Raw genomic sequence first — 15,604 nt, forward strand, 5'->3', positions numbered from 1 at the left:
AAGAATTTTATCTAATTACTCTATGATATTTTTCATATTTATTTATATATTTGGAACTTTCCTGAGCTTTATCAAAGAGGAGGGGGTTAGTTTGATTTTTTCTAATACTATGGGATTAGCTTCAATAGTTTTATTTTTCTTTCATTGTAGGTTCTTATCAAACCGACGATTCGAAAATGAAAATGGAATTGAGTTTCTAAAAGAATTCTTCTCAGAAAGAAAAATTAGTATTAATAATTTACTTTTATGGTTAGCGAGGCTTCTCTATATCGTTTGGATTTATCTTATTTTTGCATGATATTGCCTTACTAAGTAATCCCGACTATCGAGTCGGGATATTTAACCGGATCCACGATTACAGGAAGTTATAGCAACAACCGCTAAAATAGCGCTTTTACCCGTAAATGACCATTTGGAAAACGTTAAGATTACTGCCGGCCTACAGAATCGGATATAGTTCCCTTCCATTCTGATTGATTAATGCTGTTGCTATCGTATGAACCTCAATCGCTTCTGTTATTTACTTCTGGCCTTAGTTGCTATGGGCTGCTCATTCTTGCTCCATCCTCTTGTGATGTGGCTCCTGTTTGCTAACGTGTTGACGCTCGTGGTTTATGGTGTAGATAAAATGGCGGCCCGCAAAGCCTGGCGTAGAATGCCTGAGTTCACCTTGCTGGTGTTCGGATTCGTGGGTGGATGGCCCGGAGCAATTCTCGGTCAGAAAATCTTTCGCCATAAAACACAAAAGCAGCCCTTTAAAACGTACTTCATCATCAGTGTGATATTGAATATAGTGGTGCTAGTGGCGCTATACCGACTCGTTCCCTACTGAGCACAGAGCTAGGCCTGTACACCCCGAACTGACAGGTCAGATACGCCTGGTTAAGCCATGTCCCTCGGCATAATCCAGATTCAATCACTGTCCCTGTGATGTTCTGATCTTTTATCATAGCTAGCCATGCGGTACCTGCTCGCCTGTAAAACGACGAAACAAAACTGGCGATGCTACTGGTGTTATATCTGTTGGCATGGTGAAAAGGTATGCCCACAATGTGAAGACTGGATCTATGTCATTACTTGTAGCGATTAATGCGTGGTCTAGGTCAATTAATATAATTTAGCCATTAAAATCATAATAATAAGCACGCTATGTTAGTTGTCTTCTCAATAAATTGGCTTAGTGTGATTTTAGTCAAGACCTAGCTAAAAATTTGAACTGTTCTTCGAGCATTTCTCGCATTCAGCTAACAAATTGATACGATAGAAACAATTTCAAAGAGGAAAAAGACATATGGCTTACGAAGCTCAGATCAGTCGTAATAACCCAGCAGCATTTCTTTTCGTCGTCGATCAGTCTGGCTCGATGTCAGACAAAATGTCCTCCGGTCGAAGCAAGGCTGAATTCGTCGCCGATGCGCTTAATCGAACTTTAATGAACCTAATCACCCGCTGTACTAAATCGGAAGGCGTGCGTGACTATTTCGAAATTGGTGTTTTAGGTTATGGCGGTCAAGGGGTGTCTAATGGCTTCTCTGGTCCGCTGGGAGGACAAGTCCTCAATCCAATTTCTGCTCTCGAACAGAATCCAGCCAGAGTGGAAGATCGCAAACGGAAGATGGATGATGGAGCAGGCGGAATCATCGAGACAGCAATTAAGTTTCCAGTATGGTTCGATCCTATTGCAAGTGGTGGCACGCCTATGCGTGAAGCCCTAACCAGAGCCGCCGAAGAGTTGGTGACTTGGTGTGACTCCCATCCAGATTGCTATCCTCCGACTATCCTGCATGTCACTGACGGCGAATCAAACGACGGGGACCCAGAAGAGATTGCCAATCACCTCCGGCAAATTCGCACCAACGATGGAGAAGTTCTGATTCTCAATATCCATGTTAGCTCCCTTGGAAACGATCCAATCAGATTCCCCTCCTCTGATACTGGCTTGCCAGATGCCTACGCTAAACTACTGTTCCGCATGTCCAGCCCTCTACCTGAGCACTTGGTACATTTTTCACAGGAAAAAGGCCATACAGTCGGTATAGAATCCCGTGGTTTCATGTTCAATGCTGAGGCTGCCGAACTCGTTGATTTCTTCGACATCGGAACCCGCGCTTCTCAACTGCGCTGAGTCAGCAATGAAACTGGAATTTTCAGGGACAGTTCCAAAAGATCCTGAATGCCCTGAGGAAAATGAGGACAAATTTGCTTTCTCCGAAGACGGGAGAAGGCTTGCTCTCTGCGATGGGGCGAGCGAGTCCTTCAACTCAAAGTTATGGGCTGATCTTCTCGCTCGTAAATTTATTGCAGACCCGAAAGTCAACCCTGAATGGGTAACATCTGCTTTAGCTGAATATTCTGCCGCGCATGACTTCCCGTCTATGTCTTGGTCCAAACAAGCGGCATTCGAAAGAGGCAGCTTTGCAACACTTATAGGCGTAGAGCAATTTGAAGAGCATCAGACGATAGAAATTCTTGCGATCGGAGATAGCATCACCATGCTGGTTGATTGCGGGAAACTCATTCGCGCTTGGCCTTTCGATGATCCGGAAAAATTTAAAGAACGACCGACACTGCTTGCTACGCTCCCCGCTCATAACGATTTCGTTAGTGGAAGTAATTTCTGGACACTACATGGGAAAACTTTTTACCTTGAAAAACTAACCCAACCCAAACTCCTCTGTATGACTGATGCACTCGGCGAATGGGCACTGAAACAAGCGCTGGCGGAGGATTCTGGTTTTATCGAATTACTTTCGCTGCAAACGGAAGAGCAGCTTGCAGAATTAGTCCTGCAGGAGCGAGCAGCAAAACGTATGCGTATCGACGACTCAACGCTATTTGTACTATCGTTTTAACGCGGAAATAAAGATGCCTTATCCATCTCTTGAGCAATATAACCAAGCGTTTCAAGTACATAGCAAACTGTTAAGCGATCCTGAATTGAGATCAGGCTCAGTCGCAACAACAGGGTTGGGTCTGCCACTCGCCATTAGTGGTGGCTTTGCGCTTACTTATACGATCAAATCAGGCGTTAAGAAATACGCTGTTCGTTGTTTTCACAGGGAATCAAAAGCTTTAGAACGTCGTTATGAGGCTATATCCAGGAAGATTTCCAGCCTTCGCTCACCCTATTTTCTCGACTTCCAGTTTCAACCTCAAGGGATCAAAGTCGAAGGAGTATCTTACCCTATCGTCAAAATGGCATGGGCTAAGGGAGAGACGCTAGGAGAGTTCCTTGAGGTTAACAGGCGTTCTACTCAAGCAATGGCGAAACTATCTACATCGATTGAATCACTTGCCGCCTACCTTGAAAAAGAAAAAATTGCACATGGTGATTTCCAGACCGGAAACTTGATGGTTTCCGACGGAGGAGCAACCGTTCAGTTAATCGACTATGACGGAATGTTCGTTGATGAAATTAAGACATTAGGAAGCTCAGAGCTAGGGCATGTCAATTTTCAGCATCCCCGTCGTAAAGCAACGAATCCGTTCAATCACACTCTGGACCGTTTCTCACTGATTTCACTCTGGCTGGCTCTTAAAGCCTTGCAAATCGACCCGTCCATTTGGGATAGATCAAATTCAGAACTGGATGCAATCATTTTTCGAGCTAATGATTTTGTAGACCCTGGTTCATCTTCCATCTTAGGGATGCTATCGGGCATTCAACAGCTTTCCCCCCTTATAAAGAATTTTGCCGCAGTCTGCGCTTCAGCGATGGAGAAAACGCCTTCCCTTGGTGACTTCATTGCCGCTAGAAACATCCCCATGCCACTAGCTTCGATCAGTATGAATGGGGATGCTCCAGCCAGCAGGCTGAAACACGGTTACATCGGCGCCTACGCCGTATTATCAGCGTTAGAGTACAGTGCCTGCCTTCAAAGAGTTGGTGATAAAGTTGAAGTTATCGGGAAAATTATTGACGTCAAACTCAATAGGGCCAGAAATGGCAAACCATATATCTTCGTTAATTTCGGAGATTGGCGCGGTAATATCTTCAAAATATCAATATGGAGCGAAGGCCTCAAGGTTTTGCCTGTCAAACCTGATGCCTCATGGGTGGGGAAATGGATTAGTGTCATCGGTCTTATGGAACCACCTTTCGCTAACGACAAATATAAATATTCGCATCTCGCAATTACTGTAACGACCATCGGTCAAATAACAGTTCTCTCAGAAACAGATGCCCGCTGGCGTCTTGCTGGGCCAAACGATAGCCAACAAACGCTAACTTCTACAAGAAGCAACCAAGAAGCCTTGGAGCGCATAAAGGGTAAGAATACCACTTCAGCTCCTCAGCCTATGAGCGCTAAGGCAACATCGGCAAACCAGGCAATCCTCGACAAGATACGAGCATCAACGCAGCCTTCTACACCAGCGAGAGTGCAAACACAGCATGTAGTGCCTAATAAATCATCAGCGCATTATGTAGCACCGACTAGAACTTCAGTTTCACAGCAATCATCGTCAACTCAAAATATTCCAAGCACTGCTACAATCTCAAAGCAGCAAACCTCCCACAAAAATATAGTTATAAAGATTTTCAAATGGCTTTTTGGATGAGGAGCACGAGTAAAAACGCACGCGACCTGATTATCACGATGTTTATTTCCTAGCTCTCTTAAAAAAATAAGGTAAAAAATGGATGCTGAGAAAATTCAAGCAGATATCGATGCTTTTTTGACATACATGAATGACGATACTAATCATATTGACGTATCTTGTTATGGACTTTTACTGACAATTTAGGATGGCAAATGAACGTTGTTCACAGCATGGGTATAGAAGAAAAAGCTGATCTCATTGAATCTAGTGCTACACGTTATTACTTTCGTGAAGTGTATAGCAGCTATATAAATGGCAATTACCGAGCGGGTCAGTAGTTCGACATTACTAACTGAGCGTTGTATCTAATTCTGGGGGCAGGTCAACCTTATGAAGTGTTAAAAACCAAATTGGATATGTAAGTTCAAATGCCAACCGAGGTCCTGAGTGACACATGCCTGCAATCCGGCGAAAAGAGGTTACACCTCATTATGTGCGAGTCAAAGCGTCACTATCCGCTACTTAGTAACGATTTGACCTAGTCTACTCATCAATCAATTTCTGTACTTGGCGTTCAACCGTACTTAGATATTGATTAAATTCTTGAATCATATTTTCCTGATGCGATTTGATTTCTGCTTCCTGCCATCGAAAGTTGACATAGATATTTTCCAGTTTTAACGACACATTTTGGCCACGATGGCGCTCCTCAAACTCGGCTTTTTTTATGCTGAAACCTTTATTACTCATCTCAGAATTTAAGCTGCGTGTCACAAGTGCCAAATTGCCAAAGTTATGCAAAAGGTCATCCGGAATACGATCACTTTCCTTCTCTGGGTTTTGTGGCGTAACATGCTCTACTGAGTTTTTAGCTGTCATTCTAAAACCATCAACAGACCTTTCACTCTGAGCCTTCAGCTTGAGATACAATACAAATTCTAGTTTATAGAACCAGTAATGTGGATACTGGGTTCCATTATCAAAGTGTTGGTTTAGGCTAAACTTCGCATCCAGAAATGTTTCTTTATGCCAGGGATTAACCAGATAGCGGTGAGTTCTTTCAATTAAAGACGCATCCGCTTCACTGCTCAGCAAGTGGTTATCTAAATGGCGCAAATATAAGTTGGCTTTTAACTCATCATGATCGAGCAAATAATTCAGTAATGGCGTCAGCCAATAGTGTGTTGTCATCTGCTGAGAGTGGTACAACATGCTTTGCAACAAAGCAAAATCTGGTTCAGCATCACTTGATTGGCGCTGCAAATAGGCTGTGTTTTTCGCGCTACTGCGGTTGACATACAAACGGCGAATTGCATGTACACGCTCATCTTCAACTGAAACCCACTTGATTACATGTTTATCAAAGAGATAGCGTGCTTGCCAAAGTAGTTCAATAAAGGCTTTCACATCAGTGCCTGTCGGTTTGTACTTTAACCAGTGCATATCAAACAGGATCAACAAGTCTTTATCCGATACCTTGCTGATATCACGAGCTCCAAAGCCAGTCATTCTCTGTAGGTATATCCGCAGAACATGCTGCAACAGCATTGAGAAAGTAATAATGCTGTTTACACGATCTGGCAAATCTGATTCTTCAATTGAAGACACTTCGCCTTCTTTAAGAATAAACATGTTAGTTGCAGTCAAAATAGAAGATAAACTACATGGTTCGCACTCTTCGCGAGTCTTTTGCTCACTTAAAGCAGTGATGACGCATTTTGGATTCGCTAAAGCTTCCCGTTCAAAAGCAAGCGAAATATCTAGCGCCTTCGCCTCGTATAACGCAAGCGTATCGATTTTGGTAGTTTGCCGCAGGCTACGCTCAACATAATCATTCATATTTGAGCAGGCATCCCATAATAGAGCATAAACTTCCCGCTCTTCCTGACTAATTTTTTCTAGTAACTTCGCTTTTAAAATTTCGTGGTGTTGTAGTTGCACACCCCGATTATTAATCACTTCAAATAACTTATTCAGATCAGTGTTACGCGGTACTTTGGTTAAAATTAGCTGCACACGATGGCGAATAAAACAGGTAAGCGCAGCCTTATCTAACGTCTTTTGATTTAACGTTGAGTAATTGTCGAAAAATGACCGTATTTCCTGAAGCGCATCTTCTAACTGCTTTGCTTCAGGTAAACTGGTATTTTCGCTACGACATATCTTTTCAAAAAATGTGCTTACTTCCGGCCGAATGGCAAAGCTAATACGTGGACGTACGCCGGTGTCTGTATTGACCTGCTGGTAATCCTTCAGTAATCCGCCTAACACAACGCTGATTAACCACAGAGTAGTAAAACGCTGTTGGCCGTCGATAAGGTCAAATAAAGGGTAAGAACGGTTATCGTTCATCACATGGTCGCGTTCGATCACCAACGTTCCACCTAGATAGAAGAAACTTTTATCCTCCTGGCAAGCTGAAACGATATCATCAAGCAAAGCATGTATCTGCTCTTTTCCCCATACATATAAACGTTGATAAATAGGAATATTAAATAAATAGCGGTTTGTTACTACATCATTAAGAGTAATCAAATCAGAGGAAAACTGAGCCATAAGGATCCTCTTTTGATTGATGTAAACCATGATCTTGCCTGGAGTTTGATAGTTCAGCTCTAACTTTATCGTCCATACACTGTGCCGTTTTTAACGATAGCCGAGATAGTTTGTAGTAATCCGCAACTGCTGTGACATATCGCCCTTGAACTTTATTACCTTTATTCAAAATTTCTTTCTGCCAGCCATCATTTTGTGCATATATACCATCGACGTTATCCTGCTGTAGAAAATTAATTATCTCATCACCATCGTAGGCAGAGGAGATTACATCCAGTAAATTGCGTTTGGCTTCCCGAAGAAATTTTAGCGGTGTTTCGCGGCGAACATCTGACTTAGACAGGCGCAGCGCCCCAAAGCGGTGATCTAAATATAGGGCACAACGCATTAATCCCTGACTGCCTAGGCGATCAAAGTAAATCAGCAAGGCTAAACGAAACAGACTTTGTAAATAGGCCGATAACGTGCACACAACATTTTTGTAGAATTGTTGAGTGGCATTTATTTCAGGCTCAAAGCTCGGAGAGAACAATAGCTGTTGCAACAAATTGGCGTATTTTTCTGCATAAAGGAAGAAGCCAACACCCCGGCTAATGGGCTGCTGCATTGAAAAAGGTAAATGTGACGCTTGTTGACCAAACTGCTGCACTGCTGGTGTGAGGCGATAATCATTCGACACTGTTAGTTCTAATTTTCGGCCCCACTGATTAGCTCCACCAGGATACAGTCTCACTTGCCCGATTTTAGATACCCGGCTTTGCTCCCCAAAATGGCTAAGCATTTCATCCCGACTATCTAGCTCATTAACGTCAGAGCCTCGCCAGTTACGGGCACGCCACAAATAATAATGGAACAAATCTGGTGCAAAATCGTAACGTTTACTTTTTTTAACCAGCTCACCTCGTTGCTGCACCTGCTCCCATTTTCTGGCGCAATGGCTTTGCAGTTGTTCAACCAACTGAAGATCACCACTTTGAATTGCACGTAGATGAAATGCCTTAAGTAAATCGGTACTGCCCAATGGGACGCCGCGATTATTCTGAGTATCAAAAAAAGTAAATGCCAAATCTTCGCGCGTTACGGTAATTACGGTGAAGCGCAACTGGGCAAAGAGGGTGACCAATGTAGAATAAGAGTCTAAATGCTGCTTAAGCCATTCCTGCATGGTGTTTTTCGCTTGTTGCACGTTCACCAGAGAATATGACGACCGAAATTCGAACTGAACAAAATCAGGTAACATTCCCTTCAGCAGCCAATACAATACTGCCAATGTAGTGAGCCGTTGCTGCCCATCAATCACACAATAACAACTCTGCCCTTGATGTTCTTTCTGATGGAACAACAAAGTACCCAGATAATATTGACTATCTAATGATTCACCAGCAATAAACTCAGCAAAATCCTCCAATAGTTGGATTACTTTTTCTTCTGTCCACACATAAGCACGCTGATAACTGTCCAACATCAGGGGCTGCGTTGTGGTGGCCAGCTCAGCAAAGCTGGTCAGCCGCACATGCACATCTTGATGTTCATCGTGACTTACGTTTCCCATGGCGGCGGCCAATAATCCATAGCCTCCATTAATCACCGGATTTTCTTTATTAGCAGCGACTGCTGTACATGCTTCCGTGGTAGTACCACTCATTTTAAGATTTCCTGTTTTTCAGCCATCTGTCGTTAGTCCCTGCCATTCTGGTTATGAAGGCGACAGGATGTCTGATTTTCACTCATGCGAAACGCTCATAAGTACTTCTATGTGGAACAAAAGAACGAATCATCAGACTAGAGCTGAAAGAGTTAGGTGTTGTATTTAGCAGCTCAGTTCCAAAAGCGGAGGTTCATAAATCTGTTTCTTTTAACGCATCGAGTCACTACAAAATGGGTTCTGAAGTGTAATCAAACCAGAGCCCATTCATCCTGAGGCGGCATTCAGCTATACATGAAACTTCATGCCAAACCTCTATTTGATAAATCAGCTATGAAGGTACTTCTTGAAGTTCTCCGCCTGCTCTAGCACACTTTTGTAGACCTCATCGTTGGCCACTGGAGGGAAGCCATAGCGGTGTAGCAGCAGGATAAGATCTACTTTCAGCTTAGCCTTAATGTCATCGCGGTTACTCCAGTCGGGGTACTGGGCGCTGTCGTCGACTATCACCTTCATATCCTTGGCCAATTCCAACATCTTATCCTTGTCATAGGTGAAATCGTACTTCTCGCACATATGCGCCAGGATATCGAGAAAGGCCTTCTCCTCTAGGTCGATGCCAATATCGGCGAATGACATCATCTCGGTCTTGATGTCGTAGATCATGTCGGCCATCTGCTGGGTGAACGTGTCGAACTCTTCTCCGTTGAGCACGTCATTCTCTTTGCGCTGATTGTACTGTTCTATCAATGCTTGGAAACGCTTGGAGAAATTGATCCCCTGAAGCTGGTTCACCTTTTGAAAATCGCTGATGGCTTTTGCCAACATCTTTTGCAGCAGTTGCATCCGGGTATTGGGCAACTTGATCTTGCCAATGCGAGCCATGTACTCGTCATCAAATATGTCGATGGTCTCGGCTTTATCTTCGCCTAAGGTGAAGATCTCCTCCACCCCTTCAGCCTTGAGTGCCTCGGCAATCATCTCTCGCACTTTCTGGTTCATCTGCGCGGTGTCAGGCGCGTCGCCTTTAGTAAGTTTGTAGACGATAGAACGTACGGCCAGATAGAAATGAATTCGCTCACGTTCATCCTGGGTAATCTCTTCGCTGCCAACGCAAACGTCATAGGCGGCTTTCAGACGTTTCACTAATCCCATAAAGCGCAGCTCAATCTTCTTGGTCTGCAGAGCAAACTCGGCAGCCCGGTTGAGGCAGTCTAGTTGTAGTGTAGGTGCGCCAGAGAAGTAACCGCGGCTATCGAAATGATGGAACACCTGAGCAAGCAGGTGCAGGTGATTACGCACCTCAATCAGCGACTGCTGGATATCTTCAAAGTTGGACTTATCAGCTTTCGAGTACATGGCCAATGCCATGTTCATCCGGCTTTTGATGCCTATGTAATCGACTACCAACCCCTTTTCCTTCCCCTCAAATCGGCGATTTACACGCGAGATAGTTTGGATAAGGTTATGCTTTTGCAGCGGCTTATCGATGTAAATAGTATCAAGTTCGGGCACGTCAAAGCCGGTCAGCCACATGTCCACTACGATGGCGATCTTAAAGTTAGATTTGGGGTTCTTGAACTGTTTGTCCAGCTCACGGCGGTACTCCTTAGTACCAAGCAAATTATACATGGCCTCATCATCATCCTGGCCCCGAGTCATTACCATGTTGACCAGAGGAAGACTCATCAATTCTTTTTTCTCTTGCTCGGTAAGGGTGGCGCCATCGATAGCCTGTTTCGCCTCAAACCAATCGGGGCGCTGTAGCTTCAGACTCTTATAGAAGTCGTAGGCAATCTCGCGGCTGGCACAGACAAACATAGCTTTGCCTTTGATAGTCGAGCCTTCCGTAACCCGTTTTTCGTAATGCCGCGCGAAATCCTTAGCCAATGCCTCGATGCGATCCGGATCGCCCAAGATAGAATTCATATTGGCCGTGGTTTTCTTGCTCTCTTCAATCTGGTGTTCACTGGCACCCAGTTTTTCGCATTCTTGATAGTACTGCTCGATCTCTTCCAGCTTACTATTATCAAGCACCACTTTGGCAGCTCGTCCTTCATAGACAATCCGCACCGTGATTTCATCGTTAACCGATTCAGTCATTGTGTAGCTATCGATGGTGGGGCCAAACACATCCAGGGTGGCGTCGATAGGGGTACCGGTAAAGCCAACATAGGTAGCGTTAGGCAGCGAGTCGTGTAAATACTTAGCAAAGCCGTAGGTCTTTTTCACCGTCCCACTTTCAGCATCGATACTGATCTTTAAGTCGAGGTTGATCTGGCTTCGGTGGGCTTCATCAGAGATACAGATAATGTTGCTGCGATTGGAGAGCAGTTGAATATCTTCAGTAAACTTGTGGATGGTTGTGAGGAAAACCCCGCCGCTGGCGCATCCGGCCAGCTTGTCCCGTAGATCTTGACGGCTGGTGACCGGTTCAATCACCGCATCGCCGATAAAAGCGGTAGCATTGCAGAATTGCTTCGCGAGCTGTTCATCGAGATCGGTGCGGTCGGTAATGAGAACAATGGTCGGGCTGGCAAAATCGACGCTCTTCATCAGCAGCCGGGCAAGGAACTGCATGGTATAGCTCTTGCCGCAGCCCGTGGCACCAAAGTAGGTTCCCCCTTTACCGGTGCCACCGATATTCTCGCCGCTAACCGTTATCTGCTTGCGCTCTTTTTTAATGTTGTAGTAAAGCTTACGGGCGGCGTAATACTGCGGGTAGCGACAGCAGATCTTCACTTCCTGTTTGCTGGTGTCTGGGAAGAAGACAAAGTTCTTCAACACGTCCAGCAGACGGACCGGGTGAAATAGCCCCTGGATCAGGGTATAGAGACCATTGATACCATCTTGCTCGGTGGACTCGTTACCGGCCACCTTGCGCCAGGCATAGTAAAATTCGTAAGGAGCAAACAGGTTACCCAGCTTATTGTTCACCCCGTCGCTGAGAATACACAGCGCGTTATAGACAAACAGCTTAGGTATATCGCGCTTGTAGCGTACACAAAGTTGGCGCCAGGCGTCATAGGTGGTGGCCTCTTCTTCCCGTACCGCCGATTTAAACTCGAAGACTACCAGCGGCAGGCCGTTCACATACAAGATGCCATCGGGGATGCGCAGTTGCAGTCCGCTGTCACGGGTCCGACCTTCTATCTCCAGTTGATTAACCAACCGGTAGATATTATTGCCCACCTCGGCCATTTCTTCGCCATGCCCTGTAAATAAGCTGGCTAACTGCTCTGACAAGGTGCTGGTATCCATCAGCTCGATATAGAGGTCTTTCTTATTACGATCTTCACGTTTAAGTAAAAAGCCGTTGCTGAGCCAGTGGCAGAAGGTTTTATTGCTCTGATAGAGATCGCTGGCAGGAAGCGTCTGCAACTGGTGGAGGATGTGAGAAATCTCCCCTTCCGTGATCCCCTCTGCCTGATATTGCCTGGCCAGATACTCACGCAGGTCATCCGTAATCAGCACCTCACTTTTCTCTTTTCGCGGCACATTGCTACCGACAAAGTGAGGGTAACAGGGCTGGCCTTTCGCATTCGAGTGCTGCCCCAGTAGGGAGATAATGGCCTGTTCCAGCTTCGCTTCCGTGAAAATATGGCTCATGGCAATGGCTTCTTATTCGTGTTGTGGTCGGTATGGCCGATCAAGTAATAACCGCCTCACCGTAAATAAACCGTGTGGCGGTAGGATGGTTTATGCCAATACTTCCTCTGCGGTGTCGACCTCACTATCGCTAATGCGCAGATCACCGGAGATTAGTTTGGGTAGCAAGGTATCTCGGAGTTTGATGAGCTCGGAGTTCTGTTGACGGTTTGATACCTGCTTTTCAGAAAATGACTTAAATGATCGCTCTGCTTTCTCTGCAATATCAAATGGCGGTAAAACCACGAATTGCTCTGATAGAATTTTACGACTAAGTTCTGTTTGTCCAGTGCTTCCCTCGCCCAGTCGCTCAATTAATGCTTCCAGAGAAAGCATTAATTGACCAAAAGTAAAAATAGGGCATGCATTATCAATCACCCTTACGACAGTGACATGCGAATCAGCAACTGTAGTTTCAGATAGATGAGTTACTTGTGCTATCCGCCCCAAGGTTCCAACCCCTGTAGAATTAACTAATACATCACCGAGTTTAAGTGCTCTCCCATCAGTTCTCTTTGCTTCTTGATCATGACGGCGAGCTGGTTCATAGGATACCTCGTGATTACGAATACACTTTTGATTAATGACTTGAACTCCACCCTCGTCGATATATTTTGGTGAAATACCACGACGTAATTCGCTCGTTATCTCGCCGAGAATCTTTACTTTCCACCCCTCCGGCACCCAACCCCCCAAACCAAGTGAAGGCTCAGAGCATCCCTCAAAAGCTGCAGGGAAAAGCTGACGGATATCCTCCGGCAAGGCTTTGAAGTCAGCGCTTTCGCGAACAGCTTTGCGGGCCTCAGCACGGCGCAGCAACTCATCAGGGAACTCTAAATCTTGCTCGAAAAACCCTGCATCCAACGCGTTATCGACTACTGGGTCAAAGTCCACAAACCACGATTTAAACAGGGTTTGTGCCATTTGTTCCAGGGTTTGGTTGATTTGGCGGTTTAGAGTGATTTTGTTATCCAGTTTCGTTAGTATCTGCGATACAACAATCTGATCCTTTAGAGGAACGAATGGTATCTGTATAGCCTTGATTATTGCAGGGCTAAGATTTGGTTGGCCACTGCCGCTTGCTGCGTTGAAAAGTATGTTTTCATATTTTTCGGATGAAATTACGTAATATATGTAATCGAGACATGCGACAGTCTTTTTTGGTATGAACTTTCCTACTCGTTGATTCAAAAGCAATTTAGTCCCTTTCGGCTTAGTTAGCCTACCTACTCGGCCAACACTACCTTGCCCCGTCATGGCAATAAGAACGTCACCATCAGATAGCAAAAAACGACTAACTTTAGAGTCCAATTTATCTTCTGGATAGAATTGCATATCCTCAAGAGTTACAACTTTGTTGTTAACGTTCTTGATTTTTACAACGGGTATACCTGAGTTACCTTTAAGATCCTCACTTTTGAAAGCAAAACCGCTGAGAAAATCGCAAAGCTCCCCAATAGGTACCATTTGTACTTCACTCTCCATATCCTAGCGCCTCCATATTTGTACGGATCGCCACATCCAGCTCGGCCGCTTCAGCCATTTGGCAATAGAGGGTCTGGGTCAATTCCTGCATTTTGGTTTCAAAAGCGATTCCGTCATCTTCCACATCTGCAGCCCCGACATAGCGGCCAGGAGTGAGGACAAAGCCGTTAGCCTTCATCTCATCAAGAGTGGCAACCTTGCAGAAACCAGCCTGATCCTGATATTGCTCGACACCGATCTCCTTGGCCTCAATGCGACGCTTGAGTTCGCTCTCGCTGCTGCGCCAGGCATGGAAGGTATCGGCTATGGTGGCGATATCTTCATTGGTCAGTTCTTTTTGGGTACGGCTCACCATAGTGCCAAGATTGCGGGCATCAATAAACAGAGTCTCGCCGCGACGATCGCGGTAGCCATATTGAGGATTGGCTTGCTTACTTTTGCTGATAAACCACAGGCAAACCGGGATCTGGGTGGTGAAAAACAGCTGTCCCGGCAAGGCAATCATGCATTCAATACGGTCATCTTCTATCAGCTTTTGGCGGATCTCCCCTTCACCGCTGGTATTCGAACTCATTGAGCCATTGGCCAGCACAAAGCCCGCAGTGCCGTCTTCGCTCAACTTGGAGAGCATGTGCAGGATCCAAGCATAGTTAGCGTTGCCGGTAGGAGGAGTGCGAAAACCTGCAAAGCGCGGATCGTTGGTGAGCTCCACCTCGTTGCGCCAGTCCTTCAGGTTAAAGGGGGGATTGGCCATGATAAAGTCGGCCTTAAGATCTGGGTGCTGATCGGCAAAGAAGGTATCGGCTGGACGTTCTCCCAGATTACCGGAGAGTCCGCGCACCGCCAGGTTCATCTTGGCCAGCTTGTAGGTTGTGCTGGTCAGCTCTTGGCCGTAAATAGCGATGTCCTTACTCTTACCTTGATGGCTTTCAACAAATCTGAGGGACTGCACAAACATACCGCCAGAACCACAGCATGGGTCATAGATCTTACCCTGATAGGGTTCGAGCATTTCAGCAAGCAAGGTCACCACTGCTTTAGGGGTATAGAATTCTCCACCACCTTTACCTTCGCTAGCGGCAAACTTGCTAAGGAAATACTCGTAGACGCGGCCTACGAGGTCCTCTTCGGTCAGATCGCATTCGTTGGCGAGGGTGTCTATGTTCTCGATGGTATCAATAAGAGAAGCGAGCCTTTTCACCTCTAACCCCTGACGGGAAAAGTAGTTATCCGGCAGGGCACCAGTCAGTGACGCATTGCGTTTCTCTATTGTAGAAAGGGCCGTGTCGATAATCACCGCGATGTCATCTTGCTTCGCGCGGGCTTTGACATAAGACCAGCGGGCTTCTGGTGGCAGGAAGAAAACATTATCCTGCTGATAGAAAACATCCATATCGACAAAGGCTTCCTGGCCGTTGTCGATTAACTGCTTGCGCTTGGCTTCGAACTTGTCGCTGATAAATTTCAGGAATACTAAGCTCAACACCACATGCTTGTATTCGGAGGACTCCACGCTGCCACGCAGCTGATTGGCAGTATCCCAAAGTGTTTCTTCGAAGCCTTTGCCAGCTTTCTTGGTTGGTGATTTAGCCATGTAATGCATTCTCTTTTTTATGAAAAATAATCGACGCCCACGCCTTGAGGGAAAGCCTCTGACAAGCAGAAAACCCATCATTGATGAATATCTAGCGAGCGTCTGACACTGTATGCGAAGTGATATTGACCGAG

9 protein-coding genes are annotated in these 15,604 nt (G+C 45.5%); 4 read left to right on the forward strand and 5 right to left on the reverse strand.

Features of this window, described 5'->3' with window-relative positions; genetic code table 11:
* Positions 1 to 496 precede the first annotated feature (496 nt).
* The 4 genes from ACF3VQ_RS18230 to ACF3VQ_RS18245 all read left to right on the forward strand — a co-directional run bounded on the left by ACF3VQ_RS18230 (position 497) and on the right by ACF3VQ_RS18245 (position 4,560).
* A complete protein-coding gene (locus ACF3VQ_RS18230; RefSeq protein ID WP_392432439.1) occupies positions 497 to 832 on the forward strand; it encodes a DUF1294 domain-containing protein in 336 nt (111 codons plus the stop codon).
* Positions 833 to 1,291: 459 nt separating this feature from the next.
* Entirely contained in the window at positions 1,292 to 2,125 is an 834-nt protein-coding gene (locus tag ACF3VQ_RS18235; protein WP_392432440.1) for a TerY-P anti-phage system-associated VWA domain-containing protein, read from the forward strand.
* Between the two features lie 7 nt (positions 2,126 to 2,132).
* Positions 2,133 to 2,852, forward strand: coding sequence for a TerY-P anti-phage system serine/threonine phosphatase (locus ACF3VQ_RS18240; protein WP_392432441.1), 720 nt, complete (start codon positions 2,133 to 2,135; stop codon positions 2,850 to 2,852).
* A gap of 13 nt (positions 2,853 to 2,865) precedes the next feature.
* On the forward strand, positions 2,866 to 4,560 hold the full coding sequence (locus tag ACF3VQ_RS18245; protein ID WP_392432442.1) for a serine/threonine protein kinase: 1,695 nt from the start codon (positions 2,866 to 2,868) through the stop codon (positions 4,558 to 4,560).
* Between the two features lie 525 nt (positions 4,561 to 5,085).
* Here the strand turns inward: ACF3VQ_RS18245 and ACF3VQ_RS18250 are convergent.
* The 5 genes from ACF3VQ_RS18250 to ACF3VQ_RS18270 all read right to left on the reverse strand — a co-directional run bounded on the left by ACF3VQ_RS18250 (position 5,086) and on the right by ACF3VQ_RS18270 (position 15,470).
* Entirely contained in the window at positions 5,086 to 7,098 is a 2,013-nt protein-coding gene (locus ACF3VQ_RS18250; protein WP_392432443.1) for a DUF262 domain-containing protein, read from the reverse strand.
* The gene (locus ACF3VQ_RS18255; protein WP_392432444.1) at positions 7,079 to 8,743 is read right to left on the reverse strand and encodes a DUF262 domain-containing protein; all 1,665 of its coding nucleotides are present in this window, start codon (positions 8,741 to 8,743) and stop codon (positions 7,079 to 7,081) included. The genes ACF3VQ_RS18250 and ACF3VQ_RS18255 overlap by 20 nt, the downstream gene beginning before the upstream one ends.
* Before the next feature lie 327 nt (positions 8,744 to 9,070).
* Positions 9,071 to 12,352: a type I restriction endonuclease subunit R gene (locus tag ACF3VQ_RS18260; RefSeq protein ID WP_392432445.1), complete on the reverse strand. Its 3,282-nt coding sequence runs from the start codon at positions 12,350 to 12,352 to the stop codon at positions 9,071 to 9,073.
* A 90-nt stretch (positions 12,353 to 12,442) separates the two neighbouring features.
* Positions 12,443 to 13,876, reverse strand: a complete 1,434-nt coding sequence (locus ACF3VQ_RS18265) for a restriction endonuclease subunit S (protein WP_392432446.1) — start codon at positions 13,874 to 13,876, stop codon at positions 12,443 to 12,445.
* Entirely contained in the window at positions 13,866 to 15,470 is a 1,605-nt protein-coding gene (locus tag ACF3VQ_RS18270) for a type I restriction-modification system subunit M (protein ID WP_392432447.1), read from the reverse strand. The genes ACF3VQ_RS18265 and ACF3VQ_RS18270 overlap by 11 nt, the downstream gene beginning before the upstream one ends.
* Between the last annotated feature and the right edge of the window lie 134 nt (positions 15,471 to 15,604).

The sequence above is a fragment of the Yersinia fenwicki genome (assembly GCF_043099325.1).
In the GTDB taxonomy this organism is placed as follows: domain Bacteria; phylum Pseudomonadota; class Gammaproteobacteria; order Enterobacterales; family Enterobacteriaceae; genus Yersinia.